This window comes from Variovorax sp. P2_H12 (genome assembly GCF_056403395.1).
Map to the genome: position 1 here is coordinate 48296 of NZ_JBFUFO010000035.1, position 18147 is coordinate 66442.

The window sequence follows — 18147 nt, forward strand, 5'->3', positions numbered from 1 at the left end:
TCTTCAACCTTTGCGGCCCCAGCCCGAGAACACTCGCCCCAGAAGCCCGCGCCGGGAGTCACGCTCGACGGGTGCTTCGACCGGTGCGTCGACCGCTGTTTCGAACGGTGCTTCGAGCGCCGTGCCGGCGGCCGCCGAGGCCAGTTGCCCCAGCGTCTCGAACACGTAGCGCCGGGGTTCGACGCGAAAGCCCATCACCTGCTCGGCCTGCTGGATCACGCGCATCGCGAGCAACGAATCGCCGCCAAGGTCGAAGAAGACTTCGTTGGCGCTGATGTCGTTGACGTCGATGCTCAGCGCGCTGGCCCAGATCTGCGCCAGCCGCGCCTGCTCGGGCAGCAGGAGACTCTGCTGCGCAGCGGGGCGCACCGTCTCGGCGGCTGCCGCCACGGCGGTTGCCGGCGCTTCGCTGTCGGAGGCGAGACGCTGCAGGTAGAGCGCGCTCGGCGAATCGACGGGTGCGACGATCTCCCCGAGCGTCTGTTCCGGGTGGTCGACCACCCGCTGCAGCAGTTCGACGTAGCGTTCCTTGAATGCAGCACCGGTTTCGCCGAGGTAGATGTCGGCGTTGTAGATGACGGCCCCTTCCAGCCCGCTGACCTTGTCCATCAGCCAGATTCCGAGGTCGTCGGTCGCGCCGCTTTGCGTGAGAGGCAGCTGACGGTCCGCGAGCTCGCCGATGGCTGACGGTCGCTCACGTGCGTCCTGGAAGGAGAACAGCGCCTGGTAGAGCCCGTTGCCCTGCGCGCGCTCGGCGAACTCCGGCTCGTTGACCAGCCGCTCGAAAGGAATCTGCTGATAGCTGGTCACCGACAGGAACTCGGCCTTGACGTAGCGCAGGAACTCGCCGAAGGAGGTCGTTGCGTCGACCTGGAACGACAGCGGCAGCAGGTTGTTGAAAAAGCCCATCACGGATTCGAGTTCCGGCGCCTCTCGCACCCGCGTCGGCGTTGCGATCACGATCGACGGGCTGCGCGCGATGCTGCTGACCATGAGGATGAAGACGCCGAGCGTGAGCATGTTGAGCGACAGGTCGTGGCGACGCCCAAGTTCGCGCAGGCGTTCGCTGAGCGCCTGGTCGAGGCGGATCCCTTGCGAACTGCCTAGGCCGCTCATGCCGGCGCGGCGTGGCATGTCGGTGCGCAGCGCCTTCGGCATCGGAGAGTTCGCGAAGCGCTCCTTCCAGAAGTGCAATTGCGCTGCGGCTTCGGGCGTGTCCAGCCAGCGCGCGTACCACGCGGCGTAGTCGCCGTGGGTGACCTCGAGCGCCGACAGGCCGTGGGGCTCGCCGCGCACCAACGCACCGTAGATCGTGCTCAGCTCGGCTTGGAGAATGTCGAAGGACCACCCATCCCAGACCACATGGTGCGGCACGAAGACGAATACATGGTCGTCCGCGGCCATCCGGAACAGGGTTGCGTTGAACAAGGGCCCCCGGTGGATATCGATCGACCGGTCGGCCATTTCGCGCATGTGCTCGCGCAGGGCGGCCTCTGCCTGCTCGGCCGGCAGGCCGCCGAGGTCGACCACCGGAAGCTGGTAGTCGAGTTGCTCGGCGATCAGCGCGACCGGCTTGCCGCTCGCCGGATCGATACCCATCGAGGTTCGCAGCGTGGGCTGCCGTTCGATGATCGTCGCGAATGCGGACCTGAATTTCTCCAGGTCCAGCGCCCCGCCCAGCCGGTGGGCCGAGGGCGCGTTGTAGGTTGAGCGGCCGGGGTGCAGCTCCTCCAGGAAGCGGATCCGCTCCTGCATCGGCGTGAGCGGTGCGACGCGGCGTCCGGGCAGGTGTGCGATGGCCTCGCGACGCGGCGCGCCGGTGCCGCTCATGCTGTCGATGGCCGCGGTCAGCCGTTCCACGGTAGGTGCCTCGAACAGGGTCCGCAGCGGCACCACGATGTCGAACTCGCGGCCGAGCAGCGTGGTCAGCCGTGCGGCCAGCAGCGAATGGCCACCGAGCGCGAAGAAGTCGTCGTGAATGCCGATGCCAGGAAGGCTCAAGACCTTTTCCATCGCTTCGAGCACGCGCGTCTCGCGCGCGTTGCGAGGCGCCACCCGGGCCGCGGCGCCGGCGGCTGACAGCCCTTGCGGCGCCGGCAGCGCCTTGCGGTCGGTCTTGCCGTTCGGCAGCAGCGGGAAGTTCTCGAGCGCGACGTAGTGCTGCGGCAGCATGTATTCGGGCAGGAAGGCGGCCAGGTGCTGTCGCAATGCGGCAGCCTCGGGCATCGGACCATTCGGCACCACGTAGGCGACGATGCGCACGTCGCCCGGCGAATCCTCGCGCGTCACGACCAGTGCACGCTCCACCGCGGGATGGTGCGCGAGATTGGACTCGATCTCGCCGAGTTCGATGCGGTAGCCGCGCACCTTGACCTGGTGGTCGGCGCGGCCCAGGCATTCGAGTACGCCGTCGCTGCGCCAGCGGCCCAGGTCGCCGGTGCGGTACCAGCGCTGTCCGGGATCGCCGGACGCGGCCACGAAGCGTTCGTCGGTGAGTTCGGGGCGGTTCAGGTAGCCCAGCGTCACGCCGCTTCCGGCGATGTAGAGCTCGCCTGTCACGCCCACCGGCAGAGGCTGGCGCTGCGGGTCGAGCACGTGGAAGGCGGTGTTCGCCACCGGCCGGCCGATCGGCACCGGCGCATCGACGGTGGTGACTCGATGGAAGCTGGACCAGACGGTGGTCTCGGTCGGTCCGTAGCCGTTCCACAATTGGCCGACGCGCGGCAGCAGCAAGGTGGCCAGGTCGGCCGGCAGCGGTTCGCCCGTGCAGACCGCGAGCAGGTCGGCGCTGCCCGGCCATTCAGCCTCGAGCAGCAGGCGCCAGGTCGAGGGCGTGGCGTCGATGAAGCGCACCTGGTGGCGCTCGATCAGCGCGCGCAGGCCCCCGCCGTCCATCGCCTGCGCCTTGTCCGCCACCACCACGCAGGCGCCGACGGTCAGCGGCATGATCACTTCGGACACCGCGATGTCGAAGGACAGCGTCGTGACCGCCAGCGTCGTGTGCGCGGCCGTGATGCCGGGCGTGCTGCGCAGGCTGGCGAGCAGGTTGACCACGGTGCGGTGCGGCACCCGCACGCCCTTGGGCCGGCCGGTCGAGCCGGAGGTGTAGATGACGTAGGCCACGTCCTCGGCACTGCCGACGGGCGTGGGCGCCGTGGCTTCGGGCGCCAGCGTATCGACGCGGACCACCGCGGCCGCTCCGGCTTCCCAGGACGGCGCGGTGGTGGCGTCGGCCACCACCAGGCGAAGTCCGGCGTCCTCAGCCATGAAGTCGAGCCGCTCGCGCGGGAAGGAGGGGTCGAGCGGCACATAGCCGGCACCCGATTTGAGGATGCCCAGCAACGCCACCAGCATCTGGGCGTCGCGCGCGCAGCACAGCCCGACCAATTGGCCGGGCGACACGCCGCGCGCGCGCAGCGCCTGCGCCAGCGCATTGGCACGCTGGTCGAGTTCGCGGTAGCTCATGCGCGTTTCGCCTGCGATCAGCGCGCAGGCGTCGGGGGTGGTCTCGGCCTGCCGCGCAATCAGCGCATCGATGCGTACCTGTGTATCGAAGGATGCGGTGGTGGCGTTGAAGGAGTCCAGCAGGGCGGTGTCCTCCGCCGTCGGGGCGAGCGCCGACGCCACCGGCAAGGCAGGTTGCTCGACGAAGCGCTCCAGCGCCGCGCGGAAGAGCCTGAGCCAGCGGCGCACAGTGGTTTCGTCGAAAAGCGCGGTGCCGTATTGCAACTCGAGGCGCAGCCCGGCGTCGGTCGGCACGACATTGAGGAAGAGCTCGAAGTTCTCGAAACGGCGCGGATTGGCAGCCGCCTGGGCCTGCAATCCCGGGAACAGGTCGGCGTCCGAACCGGGGTCGCGGTCCAGATTGATCATGATGCTCACCAGCGAAGGGCGGCTCGGGTCGCGCGGCAGCGGCAGTTTCTTCAGCAGGCTGCCGTAGGTCAGCGTCTGGTGCTCGAACGCGTCCAGCAGCGTGCTGGCGGACTGGCGAATCAGCGATTCCAGGGGCATCTGCGCGTCGACCGCAACCCGGATGGGCAGCAAGTTGACACAGTGACCCACGACACGCGGCATGTTGCTCACCGACTGTCCGGCCGCCGGCACGCCGATCACCAGGTCGTCCTGCTGCGAGAGCCGATGGACGGTTGCGGCGAAGACCGAGAACAAGGTCGCGAAGAGGCTGGCGCCGGAGCGGGCGCCGAGCTTGCGCACCGCATCCACCAGCGGCGCGGAGAGCTGTTCGTCGATGCGGCGCGAGGCGAAGCTGCGCAACGGTGCGCGCGGCCGGTCGAGCGGCAACTCCAGCACCGGCAGGTTGCTGCCCGAGAAACGCTCGAGCCAGAAGGCCAGATGGCCTTGCATGTCCAACGAGCCGGCCTCGGCGCTTTCCCAATTGGCGTAGTCGGCGTAGCTCGTCGCCGGCTCAAGGCCCGGTCCGGCGCCGCGCTGTTCGGCGTAGAGTCGACCCAGGTCCTCGCAGATCACCCCCCAGGACCAGCCATCGCAGACCGCGTGGTGTCCGGTCATCATCAGCACGTGTTGCTGGGGCGACAGCCGGTAGAGCGCAGCGCGGAAGAGCGGGCCGTTCTCGAGGTCGAAGGGCGCCTCGACCGCCTCGATGCGTGCAGCGGCCAGTTCCACCGCGGCGTCGCGGCTGCCCAGGTCGTGCAGCGCCATCTCGAAGGGACCGGCCTGCGCGATCATCAGCTGCATGCCATCGGCCGAGAAGCTCGCGCGCAGGGCATCGTGCCTCGCGACCACGCGCTCCATCGCGGCGCGCAGCGCATCGACGTCGAGCGGGCCGTCCAGGCGCAGGTCCATCGACTCGTTGTAGGCCAGCGAGGCCTGTGGGCTGAGCCGATCGGCCAGCCATACTTCGCGCTGCGCCTCGGTGGTCGGAATGACGCGCTCGAGCGCGCCGGCGGCGAAGGGATCGAACTCCTCTTCGAAGGAAACAGCGGTGTCGAGCATGGTCACATTTCCACCTTTACGAACTTGCCTGCGACATTCGGATCGGGAATGAACCAGGCCGGCTGGCCGTCCTTGTCGCGGCCCAGGCGGGCGTGCGGCACAGGTGGGTGCGCCGCATCGAAGGCGCCGCCGGCCCGCGCGGCGCGGCGCGGCAGCAGGTCGGCTTCCTGCATTTCGGCCACCGATTCCTTGAAGGCGGACTTGATGGTCGCGATGTCCTGCTGCGTGTGCGCGGTGGTCATGAAGCAGGGGAAGTTGTCCAGGATGTGCACGCCGCGGCTGCGCATCATGGCAAACAGCAGGTCCTGCAGCGGATGGTCCTCCTGCCAGCTCACGCGCCACAGCGACGAGAAGTAGTGGATCTCGATCGGTGCGCCCACCTCGCGGCAGAAGGAGCTGAGCTCGTCGGCCATGGCCGCCGTGTGCAGGTTGAGCTGGGTCTGCAGCTTGTTGTTGTCCTGCTTCAGGTGCTCGAGGGCCGCCTTGGATGCGGCGAGCGCGAGCGGATGCCGCACGAAGGTGCCGGCGAAATAGGTGACACCCACCGTCGGCACGGAGTCATCACCGTACTGCCAGGCGCCGCCGTCGAGCGCGTCCATGTAGGCGCGCTTGCCGGCGATCACGCCGACCGGGAAGCCGCCGCCGAGCACCTTGCCGTAGGTGGCGAGATCGGCGCGGATGCCGAAAATCGCCTGGGCGCCGCCCAGGTGCGAGCGGAAGCCGGTGATGACCTCGTCGAAGATCAGGCAGGTCTCGGACTTCTCCGTGATGGCCCGTACTTCGCGCAAGAACTCGCGCGGCTGGAAGTCGGGCCGGCGGCTCTGCACCGGCTCGACGAGCACGGCGGCCAGGTCGTCGGCGTTGGCGCGAATGTATTCGAGCGCTTCCGGGGTGCCGTAGTCGAGCACCCGGACGTCGCCGAACATGCCCTGCAGCACGCCCGGCGCCGCCGACATGCCCTTGGCATTGCGGCCGGCGCGCACCAGCACCTCGTCGAAGGTACCGTGGTAGGAGCCGGTGAAAAGCACCACGGTGCTGCGGCCGGTGACGGTGCGGGCGATGCGTATGGCCGCCATCACCGCTTCCGAGCCGGTGTTGCAGAGGCCGGCGCGGTCGAAGCCGGTGAGCTCGCACAGCAGCCGGGTGACGTCGGCGGCCAACGGATGCTGCGGGCCGATCTCGTAGCCCAGGTCGAGCTGCCTCTTCACCGCCTCGTTGATGAAGTCCGGCGTCCAGCCGAAGAGGTTCATGCCGAAGCCGTTGAGGGTGTCGACGTACTCGTTGCCGTCGATGTCCCACATGCGCGAACCCTTGGAGCGCTCGATCACGATCTGGTAGGTGATCTCCTTCGTCGCCGGACGGAAGCCGTTGACCACGCGCGGGTCGGCCATGTGGGGCCGGTTCTGCTCGGTGAAGGCCTTGCTCTTGCGGGTGCGTTCCACGTAGCGGCGCATGAAGGCGGCCAGACGCGCCTTCTGGCGCTCGGTCGGTTCCTTGCTCTGCGTGTGGATGCGCGCGATCGCGCCGAAGGCCTTCTTGACGTCGTACTTGGGTGCGACGACGGCCTCCTCGGGCTCGGGATTGGACGCCGTGGCCGCGGCGGTGGCCATGGGCGTGGGTTGCTCCACCGCCGGCACCGGCAGCACGGGGCTGACCGGAACCATTGGCGCCGCCGACAGCAATGCGAGTTGCTGTTGCATCAATTGCATCTGTTGCGCGATGACCTGCTGCACGAGGCTGCCACCCGCCGTGGGCTGCATTGCCGGCAATGCCACGGCGGCAACCGCTGGCTGCTGTTGCGCCAGTGCGGGCTGCATGGCTGCGACCGGCGCCGCGGCGATCACGGGCGCTGCGACCGGGTCGGGCGGCAGCGTGACATCGAGGAATTCGGCCAGCGCGTCGAAGCTGCGATAGCTCTCCATCAGCTGCCGGAAGCTCAGGTTGACCTTGAAGGTCTTCTTGACCTGCATCGCCGCCTGCGTGAGCGTGAGCGAATCCAGGCCGATCTCGACGAAGGGCGCGGCGCCCTCGACATCCGCCATCCCGATGCCCGAGAGGTTCTCGAAAAGTTCGCGCAGTTGCGTGACGAGCGCGGCGCGGCGTGCGGGAGGTGCGGAAGTGGCGGCGGCTGTCATGGTCAACTCCGGAATCGAGGGGGGCGGTGGCACGGAAGGGGAAGCAAGCGACACGAGCGCCGGTGCCGTGGGTGCGACGGCAATGTCGACCCAGAAGCGCTTGCGCTCGAAGGGATAGGTGGGCAGGCGCACGCGATGCCTGCGGCCGCGTGTGTCGAGGGCGCCGAGGTCGATCTCGACGCCTTGCGTCCAGAGCCGTCCGGCGCCGAGGCGCCAGGCGGCGCTTTCGCCGGCCGGCTGGTCGGCCAGCAGCGCGGCTGCTGCTGCGGGCTGCACCTTGGTCGCATGCTGGCGCACCAGCGTCGCGAGCGTGTTGCGCGGGCCGATCTCGATGAACAGCGGGTGCGCGAGGTGTGCCTGCGCTTCGCGCACGGCGGGCGAGAAGCGAACCGTCTCGCGCAGGTGGCGTGCCCAGTAGCGTGGGTCGGTGGCTTCCTCGGCACTCAGCAGGTGGCCGGTGAGCGTGGAGTAGATCGGCAGGCCGGGGGCGGCGAGCGGGGTTTCGCGCACCAGCGCCTCGAAGGGCGCGACCGCCGCATCCATCATCGCGGAGTGGAAGGCGTGCGAGGTCTGCAGCGTCTTGGCGACGATGCCCTTGGCTTCGAGCGCGGCGCGCAGTGCTTCGATCGCATCGCTCGGGCCGGCTGCGACGCAGACGGTGGGGCCGTTGTCCGCCGCCAGCGAGATGTTGTCAGGCAGCAGCGGCAGCAGCTCGGCGGCCGCCATGCGCACCGAGAGCATGGTGCCCGCGGGCAGCGCCTGCATCAGCGCGCCGCGCCGGGCGACCAGCCGTGCCGCGTCGCCGAGCGACATCACGCCGGCCAGCACGGCGGCGGCGAACTCGCCGACGCTGTGGCCGATCATCGCGGCAGGCTTGACGCCGAGCGCCATCAGCTGGCGGGCCAGCGCGTATTCGAGCGCGAAGGTGGCGGGCTGCGTGACGGAGGTCGGGGCCAGCGCGGCAGCATCGTCCGCGAACATGCGCTCGCGAAGGTCGAAGCCGAGCAGGCCGCCGAAGCATTGGACGCAGTCGTCGAAGGCGGCGCGGAAGGCCGGGTCCTCGGCATGCAGCGTGCGGCCCATGCCGGCGTACTGGGCGCCCTGGCCCGGGAACATGAAGACCGGCTGCGGCAGCCAGGCGTTGAGCGCGGCCGCGGCGCGCCGCGGCGAGTCGGCGCTGCGCAAGGCGGCGATCGCCTCGTCGATCGATTCCGCGGCCACGACGGCGCGGTGTGCGAACTGCTTGCGCCCGACGCGCAGCGTGTGGGCAACGTCGGCCAGCGACAGGTCGCGGTGCGCGTCGAGGTGATCGGCCAGGCGCGCGGCCGCCGCGGCGAGCGCCGCCGGCGAGCGCGCCGACAGCGTGAGCAACTGCGCGCCGGTTGCGGGATCGGAAGCTGCACGCAACGGCGCTTCCTCGATCACCAAATGGGCGTTCGTGCCGCCGACGCCGAAGGCGCTGACGCCGGCCCGGCGCGGCGAGCCTTCGCGCGGCCACGGGCGCAGCCGGCTGTTGACGCGAAACGGCGTGGCGTCGAAATCGATGGCCGGGTTCGGCGCCGCGTAGTGCAGGCTGGCCGGAATCGCTTCGAAGTGCATCGCGAGCGCGGCCTTGATCAGGCCGGCCGCACCCGCAGCGGTCACCATGTGGCCGACGTTGCTCTTCAGCGAGCCGATGGTGCAGAAGCCGGTGTCGCTGGTGTGCGCGGCGTAGGCGCGCGTGAGTCCCTCGACCTCGATCGGGTCGCCCATCGGCGTCGCCGTGCCGTGCGTCTCGACGTAGGAGATGCTGCGGGGGGGTACGCCGGCCGACGCCAGCGCGGCCTCGATCACCGCGGCCTGGCCGTCCACGCTCGGCGCCGTGAAGCTGGCCTTGGCACCGCCGTCGTTGTTGACGGCCGCGCCGCGCAGCACGGCATAGATCGTGTCGCCATCGGCGATCGCGTCGGAGAGCCGCTTGAGCAGGACGACCGCCGCGCCGTCGCTGAAGACCGTGCCCTTGGCGCCGGCGTCGAAGCTGCGCGTGTGGCCGTCGGGCGACAGCATCGAGCCTTCGTTGTAGAGATAGCCGCTGCGGGGCGGGCAGGTGACCGAGGCGCCGCCGGCGAGTGCCATGCGGCACTGGCCGGTACGCAGCGCGAAGAAGGCCTGGGCGATCGCCACCAGCGAGGTCGAGCAGGCGGTGTGCACGCTGACCGCGGGGCCGGTCAGGTTCAGCCGGTTGGCCACGCGCGTCGTGATGTAGTCCTTCTCGTTGGCCAGCATCACCTGGAAGTCGCCCACCATCTCGATCAGGTCCGGCCGCGTCGCGACATGCCGCTGGAAGTAGCTCGCGTTGTACATGCCGCCGTAGACGCCGACCGGGCCGGGCGCCTGGTCGGGCACGTAGCCGGCGCGCTCGAGGCACTCCCAGCAGATCTCGAGGAACACGCGCTGCTGCGGGTCCATCAGTTCGGCTTCCTTCGGGTTGATGCCGAAGAAGGCGGCATCGAATTGCTCGATGTCGTCGATGACGCCGCGTGCGCGCACGTAGAGCGGGTCGGCGCGCAAGGCGGCGCTGACGCCGGCGTCCAGCGTCGCGTCGTCGAAGAAGCTGATCGACTCGCGACCGGCCATCAGGTTGTCCCAGAACTGCTCGACGTCGGCGGCGCCCGGGAACCGTCCGGCCATGGCGACCAGCGCCACGGGCTCGGCGCCGGCATGGGCCGCCGGCCCGGCGGCTGCGGCGCGCTGCGGCGCTGCCGCAGCCGCATCGTCCTGCAGGCTGGCGGCGAGTGCTGCGGGCGTCGGCTGGCGGAAGAAGAGGTTGGCCGACAGGCGGCGCTCGCTGCCTTGCTGCAGCTCGCGCAGCACCTTGAGCACCAGCAGCGAATCGCCGCCGAGGTCGAAGAAGTTGTCGCTGCGGCCCACCGCGTCGATATGGAGGGCGCGCGCGAAGGCTGTGCAGACGCGGTGTTCCGCGTCGTTGCGCGGCTCCTCGAAGGTCTGCGCCAGCTCGGGTCGCTGCCGTGCGGGCTCCGGCAGCGCGCGGCGGTCGAGCTTGCCGTTGGTCGTCACCGGCAGCTGGGCCAGCCAGACCTGCCCGGCCGGCACCATGGCCTCGGGCAGGCGCTCGGCCAGGTGCGTGCGAAGCGCCGTCCACGGGATCTCCGGACCGCGAGCCACGAGGTAGGCGACCAGGCGCAGATGGCCCGCCTCGTCCTCGCGCGGCACGACCGCGCAGGACTTGATGCCGGGATGCGCGAGCAGCGCCGCCTCGACCTCGCCGGTCTCGATGCGGTGACCGCGGATCTTCACCTGGCCGTCGATGCGGCCGAGATACTCGATGCTGCCGTCGGCCAGCCAGCGCGCCCGGTCGCCGGTGCGGTAGAGGCGCTCTCCAGGGGCGCCAAAGGGGTCGTCGACGAAGCGTTCGGCGCTCAGGTCGGGGCGCTGCAGGTAGCCCCGCGCCAGCCCGCGGCCGCCGATGCACAGCTCGCCGACCAGGCCGGCGGGCAGCATCGCCATCGAGGGGCTCAGGATGCGCAGCGCGGTGTCGTTGATCGGGCGGCCGATGGGCACCGAGCGGGCGTCGCCCGGCAGGTCGTGCGGGATGCGGTGGGTCGCCGCGAAGGTCGTGCATTCGGTCGGGCCGTAGCCGTTGATCAGCGTGAGCGAAGGCATCGCAGCGAGCGCGCGCCGCACGTGCGGCACCGACAGCGCCTCGCCGCCGATCAGCAACTGGCGCAGGCCGGCGAGTTGCGCCGGCTCGTCGTCGACCACGGCGTTGAAGAGGGCGGCCGTGAGCCAGGCGGTCTGCACCGCGTGCTGCGCGATCGTGCGCGCCAGGCCGGCGCCGGTGGGCACCTGCTCGTCGTGCACCACGCAGACGCCGCCGTTGAGCAGCGGACCCCAGATCTCCAGCGTCGAGGCGTCGAAGCCCAGCGGCGCCGCATGCAGCATCGCTTCGCCGGCCGGCAGCTCGACGTAGTGGGCATCGACCACCAGGCGCAGGATCGCGCGATGGCAGATCTCGATGCCCTTGGGCGTGCCGGTCGAGCCCGAGGTGTACATCACGTAGGCCACGGATTCGCCATCGGCCGCGACGCTCTCGAACGGGGGCAGCGAAGCCGCGCCGGCCATTTCCTCGTCGATGCACAGCAGCGGCCGATCGCTCGGCACCAGCGCCTTGTAGGCGGCCTGGGTCAGCACCAGGAGGACGTCGGAATGCGAGAACATGAACGCGATGCGCTCGGCCGGGAAGTCGGGCTGCACCGGCACGTAGGCGGCGCCGGCCTTCAGGATGCCGAGCAGCGCGATCACGGCGGCGCTCGACCGGTCGAGCATCACGCCGACGGTGTCGCCGGCGCGGACCCCCTGCGCCTGCAGGCGGCGGGCGACGAGCTCGGCGCGATCCGCCAGCTCGCTGTAGCGCAATGCGCCCTCCTCGCCAATGAGCGCGACCGCGTCGCCGTGCACGGCGGCCTGGCGATCGAACATCGCATGCACGGTCAGCGTGGCGTCATAGGGGGATGGCGGCGAGTTCCAGGTGTCGAGCTGGCGCTGGCGATCGACCGCGGGCAGGGTGCGGATCTCGTGCAGGCTCGCCGACGGCCGGTCGAGCAGGTCGGCGGCGGTGTCGGCGATGGCCAGCAGAAGGCCCAGCTCGCCAGCGCGGTCCATCAAGGATGAGGCGCCGGTCAGGCGCAGCGTGCCGGGCCGGTCGGCAAAGGCCTGGAAGTCCACCTGCAGCACCGCCGCGTCGCCGGCGTCGACGCCCTCGCGGCGCACGCGGTCAACTGCGGACAGCCATTGCCGTGCGGCGAGGTTGTCGCCGACGCCCAGGGAAGTGCCCAGCCAGCGGGATTGAAGCAGCGTCCATGCTGCGGCGAAGAGCGTGTCCGGCAGGAAGCTGAACGTGCGGGCCTGCTCTGCCCAGCGCATGGCGAGGGCTGCGGGGATGTCGAGGCTGGCCGCCTGGGCAGGCTGGCCCTGCGTGCCGGGGCAAGGTACGAACAGGTCGCCCAGCGACAGCGTCGCCTCGGCCGAGAGCTGGGAACCGGGTTGAAGTCCTTGCGCCATGAACTGGTGCCTCCGCTGTGAAAAATCCGATGCCTTCAAGAATTCGTTTTTGTGTCAGCGCCCACAAGTTCGCAATACATGTATCCGACCCAATCGGTAGTCACAAAGTAATCAAATTGTTATCAAGGCCGATGTTGCCCTCTGGACGCTTGCCGCACCACCCGACGAAAGCCATGTGGACCAGCCTATGCCGTTTGGAAATCCTGCAACACTCGATGCATTTGGTTGCCACTCGTGCACTGACGAAGCGCCCCTCGCAGTGACGATTTTGCCTCCATTTTTACAAATTGAATACAAATGGAGTAAAGGAATCGCCAAGTTGGCGGCAAGAACCGATAGAAAAGTTCTATTTCTTCGGGCCGGTCAAGCCGACGTTTCGTCCAGCGTGCCGTCGAGGTGGCCGGTGTCGGCCCAGCCGACCAGCGTGAAGCCCTGCGGTGTCCAGAGCAGGCGGTTGATGGCCGCATTGCCCAGTTCCCAGGTCCGGGGCGCCTGCAGTTCCTGGCCCGTGGCCGCGCGGTAGAGCACGTCCATCACGCCACCATGCGCGACCAGGACCACCAGCTCGCCCGGATGCAGCGCCGCCAGCCTGGACGCAGTCACCGTGACCCGATGCCTGAAAGTGAGCAGCGACTCTCCACCTTCGGGTGCAAATTCTGGATCCCGGGTGCGCCAGAGCCGTGCCTGGGCAGGCAGGCTGGCGTCGATGTCGGCGAAGGTGCGGCCTTCGAAGAGGCCGAACGCCCGTTCGCGCAGCCCGGGTTCGGCCGCCACTCCGATGCCGCGCGTCTGTCCGATGGCCTGTGCGGTCTGCCAGGCGCGCGACAGGTCGCTGGCATAGATGGCCGCGATCGGCTCCTCCTCGAGCGCCTGAGCCACCCGACCGGCTTGCCAGAGGCCGGTGTCGTTGAGCCCGATGTCGAGCTGGCCCTGGATGCGGGTGTCCACATTCCAGGCGGTTTCGCCGTGGCGAACGGCGATGACTCGTGTGGGCTCCATGGCCGAGAATTCTAGGGATAAACCCTTAGGATCATCGGGCCGCGCGCGGGATCTCGATGTCGACCCGGCGCTCGCCCGGCGGCGGATTCGGGAATCCCTGCAGTGCCGCCTGGAACATCACGGGCAGGATGTCGGCGCTGTGGCTGTAGGGGCCGTCGTTGCGCGCATGCGTCTCGTACACCACCCGATTGGATGGCAGCTCGCGCAGCACGATGCTGACCTCGCGTGCGAACCAGGGGCTGGCCGGCGGCCCGAACGCCGGTCCATACCAGCCGCCGCCGTACCAGCCGCGGGGGCCCCAGCCGCCCCAGCCGCGCCCATAGCCCCAGCCGCCGCCGTAGCCCCAGCCCGGCCCGGGCCAGGGACCGCCGACCAGCCAGGGATCGGCCCAGGGCGACAGCTCGGTCGTCACGCGGGCGCCGACCAGGGCGCTCAGCTGGGGGGCGGCGTCGTCGCGCCGCAGGCCCACGCCGTCGAGCGCGGCGCCCGCCATCGCCTCCAGCTGTTGCTGCGCCGCCTCGTCGATCTGCTGCGAGGGCAGGCGCTCGAAGCGGTAGCTCGCGCCGGCCGGCACGCCCCCCATGTTCGCGAAACTGCGCACGTCGCTGTCGACCACCCAGCGCGTGGCGCAGCCCGTCAGGCTGAAGGCCAGCAGGAGGGTCGAGAGGACGGCCTTCATGCAGGTGTCAGAGCTGCACGATGCGCAGGGCCGACGGTGCCGGCGACGCAGGGAATTCCGGGGCGTCGAAGGCCTTGTCGCCGTCTTCGTCGGCCACGCCGGTCGCCTTCAGGCCCTTGAAGTCGAAGGCCTTGCCGTCGAGCAGGTGCGAGGGCACGATGCTCTGCATCGCACCGAACATGTTCTCGATCCGGCCCGGGTGCTTGCGCTCCCACTCGCGCAGCATCTCGCCGACCTGCTTGCGCTGGAGGTTCTCCTGGCTGCCGCACAGGGTGCACGGAATGATCGGGAATTCGCGGTGCTGCGCCCAGCGGATCAGGTCTTTCTCGGCCACGTAGGCCAGTGGCCGGATCACGATGTGCTTGCCGTCGTCGCTCACCAGCTTGGGCGGCATCGACTTGAGCTTGGCGGCGAAGAACATGTTGAGGAAGAAGGTCTGCAACATGTCGTCGCGGTGGTGACCCAGCGCCACCTTGGTGGCGCCGAGCTCGTCGGCGACGCGGTACAGGATGCCGCGGCGCAGCCGGCTGCACAGGCCGCAAGTGGTCTTGCCTTCGGGGATCACGCGCTTGACGATCGAGTAGGTGTCCTGCTCCTCGATGTGGAAGGGCACGCCGAGCGCTTTCAGGTAGCCCGGCAGCACGTCTTCAGGGAAGCCCGGCTGCTTCTGGTCGAGGTTGACCGCCACGATGTCGAAGTGGATCGGCGCCCGGGCCCGCAGCTTCAGCAGGATGTCGAGCAGCGCATAGCTGTCCTTGCCGCCCGAGACGCAGACCATGACCTTGTCGCCATCCTCGATCATGTTGTAGTCGACGATCGCGCGGCCGACCTCGCGGCACAGCCGCTTCTCGAGCTTGTGGGCCTCGCGCTCGATCTTCAGCGCACCGGAGCCGGCCGCCGCTTGCTCTTGTTCAGTCCAGACAACACTCATCTCAATTCCTTTTGCAGCGATCCGCGCCACCCGTCATGGCAAGCGAAGCGAGGCCCGTTCGTGAAACACCGCGGAACCGGCTTCGCCGGGCCGCTGGTGTTGCCCCCGGCAGGGGGTGAGCGCCCGGACACGCAGTGCCGGGCAACCTGGGGGCGAGCATCATTTGCTCCTGAATACTTCCACGCCGACTGCGTCGCAGTCGGGGTACACATCGGGTTTCGCGGTCGACACCCGCGCGGCCTGCACCTTCGGGTGGGCCAGCACCTGCGTGAGGATGTCGTCGCACAGCGTCTCCTGCAAGTGGATGTGGCCCTTGCTCAGGCGGGTTGCCACGGTGCGGCGGATGAAGTCGTAGTCGACCACCTCGTCGAGCTCGTCCGCCTTCGGCGTCGAAAGCTCGAGCGGCACGTAGAGGTCGACGTTGATGATCACGCGCTGCTCGGCGCGCTTCTCGAATTCATGCACGCCGATGTTGATCCACACTTCGTAGTCGCGCAGGAAGACGCGTCGGCACGAGAGCAGCAAGGGGTCGAGGGCAGCGGTGGTCATGAATGGGAGGCTTTCAGCAGGTTGTCGACGACGAACATGATGTCGCGCTCGAGCGGCACGAGGTGCTGGCCGTTGTCGACGCAAAGGGTGGTGCCGGTCACGCTGGGCGTGGCGGCGAGGAAGACGCAGCTGCTGGCGACATCGGCCGGGTCGATCGGCCGGCGCATCAGGTTGCCGCGCGCGGCGCGGGCGAAGTTGGCCTCGGTCTGCGGGCCGCTGCGGTAGAGGATGCCCGGCGCCACGCCGCACACCCGCAGCGCGGGCGCCAGCGCCTGCGCCTGCAGCGACACGGCGCGCTCCAGCGCCAGCTTGGACACGGTGTAGGAAAAATAGTCGGGGTTCAGGTTGTAGACCTTCTGGTCCAGTACATGGATCGCTGAGCGGTCGATGCCGTCGCCGGCCGTGGCGCTTTGCGCGAGCAGCCGCGCCAGGGACAGCGGCGCGACCAGGTTCACGCCGAGCTGGCGCAATGCGGCGTCGCTGTCGAAGTCCAGTCCGGTGTCGGGCTCGAAGGCCGAAGCGTTGTTGACGACGCAGGCCAGGGGCCCTTGGGCCGAAGCCTGCTCGACCAGCGCGCGCCGGCCTGCTTCGCTGCCGATTTCGGCTTCGATCGCGGTCGCCGCATGGCCTTCGTCCCCGAGGCGCGCGCACAATGCCAGCGCCTGCTCTCGCGAGGCGCGGTACTGGCACCACACCTGCCAGCCCGCGCGCGCGAAGGCCTCGCAGACCGCGGCGCCCAGTCGCTGGCCGCCGCCGGTCACGAGCACGCCGCGGCGTGGGGTCGATTCAGCCATCCTGATAAATTTCCCGTATGAACATGGAGCAAGGCGCCGAACGCGCCACCCCCCTGACCCGGATTATCGACGCCGCGCTGCAGCGCGCCGGCGGCTGGCTGCCCTTTGACCGCTTCATGGCGCTGGCCTTGTATGCACCCGGACTGGGCTACTACGCCAATGCGAGCCGCAAGTTCGGCCGGATGCCGAACTCGGGCAGCGACTTCGTGACGGCGCCCGAACTCACGCCGCTGTTCGGCCGCACGCTGGCCCGCCAGGTCGATGAGGCGCTGGTGCGGACCGGCACGCAGGAAGTCTGGGAGTTCGGTGCCGGTTCGGGCGCGCTGGCGCTGCAATTGCTCGACACGCTGGGCGAGCGCATCGCGCGCTACCGCATCGTCGATCTGTCGGGCACGCTGCGCGAGCGCCAGCAGCAGACGCTGGCCGGGCATGCGGCCAAGGTCGAGTGGCTGGCCGAACTGCCCGAGGAAATGCGCGGCGTGGTGGTCGGCAACGAGGTGCTCGATGCCATGCCGGTGCAACTGCTGGCGCGCAAGGCGCAGCAATGGTTCGAGCGCGGCGTGGTCCGCCAGGGCAACGGCTTCGCCTGGGAGGACCGGCCCACCGAACTGCGGCCACCGGTCGAGGTGGAAGGCGCGCACGACTACCTGACCGAGATCCATCCCCAGGCCGAGGCCTTCATCGCCACGCTGGCCGACCGGCTGCGGCAGGGCGCGGCCTTCTTCATCGACTACGGCTTCCCCGAGGCCGAGTACTACCACCCGCAGCGCCACATGGGCACCGTGATGTGCCACCGCGGGCACCAGGCCGACGGCGATCCGCTGGCCGACGTCGGCGCCAAGGACATCACGGCCCACGTGAACTTCACCGGGGTGGCGCTGGCGGGGCAGGGCGCCGGTCTCGAAGTGCTCGGCTACTGCAGCCAGGCGCGGTTCCTGCTCAACGCGGGCATCCTGCCGATGATGGAAGCGGCCTCGCTGGCCGAGCGCGCGATGGCCGCGCGGCTGATCCATGAGCACGAGATGGGCGAGCTGTTCAAGGTGATCGGCTTCGCCGTCGGCGAGCCCTGGGACGCGCTCGGCTTTGCCGAGGGCGACCGCAGCCACACGCTGTGACGAATCGGTGACCGGCGGTGGGGTCTAATCTCCCCATGAGCTCCACCTTCACACCGGCCGACGACCTGCGCGTCGCCCATGCATTGGCCGATGCGGCGGCCTCGCACTCGCTGCGCCTGTTCCGCACCCCGCTCGACATCATCGCGAAGGCCGACGAAAGCCCCGTGACCCAGGCCGACCGCGCGGCCGAGACCGCGATGCGCGAGATCCTCGGCGCCGAACGGCCCGCCGACGGCATCTTCGGCGAAGAGCACGGCCGCGAACGGCTCGGGGCCGAGCGCGTCTGGGTGCTGGACCCGATCGACGGCACCCGCAGCTTCATCACCGGATCGCCGCTGTGGGGCACCCTGATCGGGCTGCTGCGCGGCGGCCGGGTCGAGCTCGGCGTGGTCGACATGCCGGTGCTCGGCGAGCGCTGGATCGGGCAGGCCGGCGTCGGCGCGACGCGCAACGGCCAGCCGGTGCGCGCGAGCCAGTGCAGCGCGCTGGCCGACGCCCGCATCGTGACCACCTCGCCGGACATCTTCAACCCGGCCGACTGGCAGGCCTTCGACACCTTGAGCCGCCGCTGCGCGATGCGGCGCTTCGGCGGCGACTGCTACGGCTACGCCCAGCTGGCCGGCGGCACCATCGACCTGGTGGTCGAGACCGGCCTGCAACCCTACGACTACCTGGGGCCGACCGGGCTGATCGAGGCCGCCGGCGGCCTCGTCACCGACTGGCAGGGCCGGCCGCTGGGTCTCGAATCGGACGGCCGCGTGGTCGCAGCCGCCACACGCGAACTCCACCGACAGGCGCTGGACCTGCTCGCGGCCTAAGGGCCTGTTCCCCCTATTTCCGGGGTCGCGAAGGCATGCCAGGACGGGCCAATCAAGGCGCGCGACGCGGCATGTGCGTTGGCACATGCGAGGAG

Annotated in this window: 9 protein-coding genes; 2 read left to right on the plus strand and 7 right to left on the minus strand. The window is 69.6% G+C overall.

Annotation, left to right across the window (positions count from 1 at the left end):
- Positions 1-3 precede the first annotated feature (3 nt).
- From AC1DYK_RS25530 to AC1DYK_RS25560, 7 genes are all read right to left on the minus strand, one after another.
- Positions 4-4971 (minus strand): amino acid adenylation domain-containing protein, encoded by a 4968-nt coding sequence (locus tag AC1DYK_RS25530; RefSeq protein WP_478168829.1) that lies wholly within the window; start codon positions 4969-4971, stop codon positions 4-6.
- A 2-nt stretch (positions 4972-4973) separates the two neighbouring features.
- Positions 4974-12167 (minus strand): amino acid adenylation domain-containing protein, encoded by a 7194-nt coding sequence (locus AC1DYK_RS25535; RefSeq protein ID WP_478168830.1) that lies wholly within the window; start codon positions 12165-12167, stop codon positions 4974-4976.
- Positions 12168-12530: 363 nt separating this feature from the next.
- The gene (locus tag AC1DYK_RS25540) at positions 12531-13166 is read right to left on the minus strand and encodes a histidine phosphatase family protein (RefSeq protein ID WP_478168831.1); all 636 of its coding nucleotides are present in this window, start codon (positions 13164-13166) and stop codon (positions 12531-12533) included.
- Between the two features lie 31 nt (positions 13167-13197).
- Positions 13198-13845 carry a DUF4136 domain-containing protein gene (locus AC1DYK_RS25545; protein ID WP_478168832.1) on the minus strand — a complete coding sequence of 216 codons (648 nt, stop codon included), beginning with the start codon at positions 13843-13845 and terminating at the stop codon, positions 13198-13200.
- Positions 13846-13852: 7 nt separating this feature from the next.
- Complete coding sequence (ttcA, locus tag AC1DYK_RS25550) at positions 13853-14776, minus strand: tRNA 2-thiocytidine(32) synthetase TtcA (RefSeq protein WP_478168833.1); 924 nt, start codon at positions 14774-14776, stop codon at positions 13853-13855.
- Between the two features lie 159 nt (positions 14777-14935).
- Positions 14936-15325, minus strand: coding sequence for a dihydroneopterin aldolase (locus AC1DYK_RS25555; protein WP_478088969.1), 390 nt, complete (start codon positions 15323-15325; stop codon positions 14936-14938).
- Entirely contained in the window at positions 15322-16119 is a 798-nt protein-coding gene (locus AC1DYK_RS25560) for an SDR family oxidoreductase (protein WP_478168834.1), read from the minus strand. The genes AC1DYK_RS25555 and AC1DYK_RS25560 overlap by 4 nt, the downstream gene beginning before the upstream one ends.
- 23 nt (positions 16120-16142) lie before the next feature.
- Between AC1DYK_RS25560 and AC1DYK_RS25565 the strand changes: the two genes are divergently transcribed.
- Entirely contained in the window at positions 16143-17234 is a 1092-nt protein-coding gene (locus AC1DYK_RS25565; protein ID WP_478168838.1) for a class I SAM-dependent methyltransferase, read from the plus strand.
- Positions 17235-17269: 35 nt separating this feature from the next.
- Positions 17270-18052: a histidinol-phosphatase gene (gene hisN / locus AC1DYK_RS25570; RefSeq protein WP_478168835.1), complete on the plus strand. Its 783-nt coding sequence runs from the start codon at positions 17270-17272 to the stop codon at positions 18050-18052.
- Positions 18053-18147 lie beyond the last annotated feature (95 nt).

Excerpts from the sequence above, each read along its gene's own strand:
- AC1DYK_RS25530 (WP_478168829.1), bottom strand. The coding sequence starts at position 4,971 with ATGCTCGACACCGCTGTTTCCTTCGAAGAGGAGTTCGATCCCTTCGCC.
- AC1DYK_RS25535 (WP_478168830.1), bottom strand. The coding sequence starts at position 12,167 with ATGGCGCAAGGACTTCAACCCGGTTCCCAGCTCTCGGCCGAGGCGACG.
- AC1DYK_RS25540 (WP_478168831.1), bottom strand. The coding sequence starts at position 13,166 with ATGGAGCCCACACGAGTCATCGCCGTTCGCCACGGCGAAACCGCCTGG.
- AC1DYK_RS25545 (WP_478168832.1), bottom strand. The coding sequence starts at position 13,845 with ATGAAGGCCGTCCTCTCGACCCTCCTGCTGGCCTTCAGCCTGACGGGC.
- ttcA (WP_478168833.1), bottom strand. The coding sequence starts at position 14,776 with ATGAGTGTTGTCTGGACTGAACAAGAGCAAGCGGCGGCCGGCTCCGGT.
- AC1DYK_RS25555 (WP_478088969.1), bottom strand. The coding sequence starts at position 15,325 with ATGACCACCGCTGCCCTCGACCCCTTGCTGCTCTCGTGCCGACGCGTC.
- AC1DYK_RS25560 (WP_478168834.1), bottom strand. The coding sequence starts at position 16,119 with ATGGCTGAATCGACCCCACGCCGCGGCGTGCTCGTGACCGGCGGCGGC.
- AC1DYK_RS25565 (WP_478168838.1), top strand. The coding sequence starts at position 16,143 with ATGGAGCAAGGCGCCGAACGCGCCACCCCCCTGACCCGGATTATCGAC.
- hisN (WP_478168835.1), top strand. The coding sequence starts at position 17,270 with ATGAGCTCCACCTTCACACCGGCCGACGACCTGCGCGTCGCCCATGCA.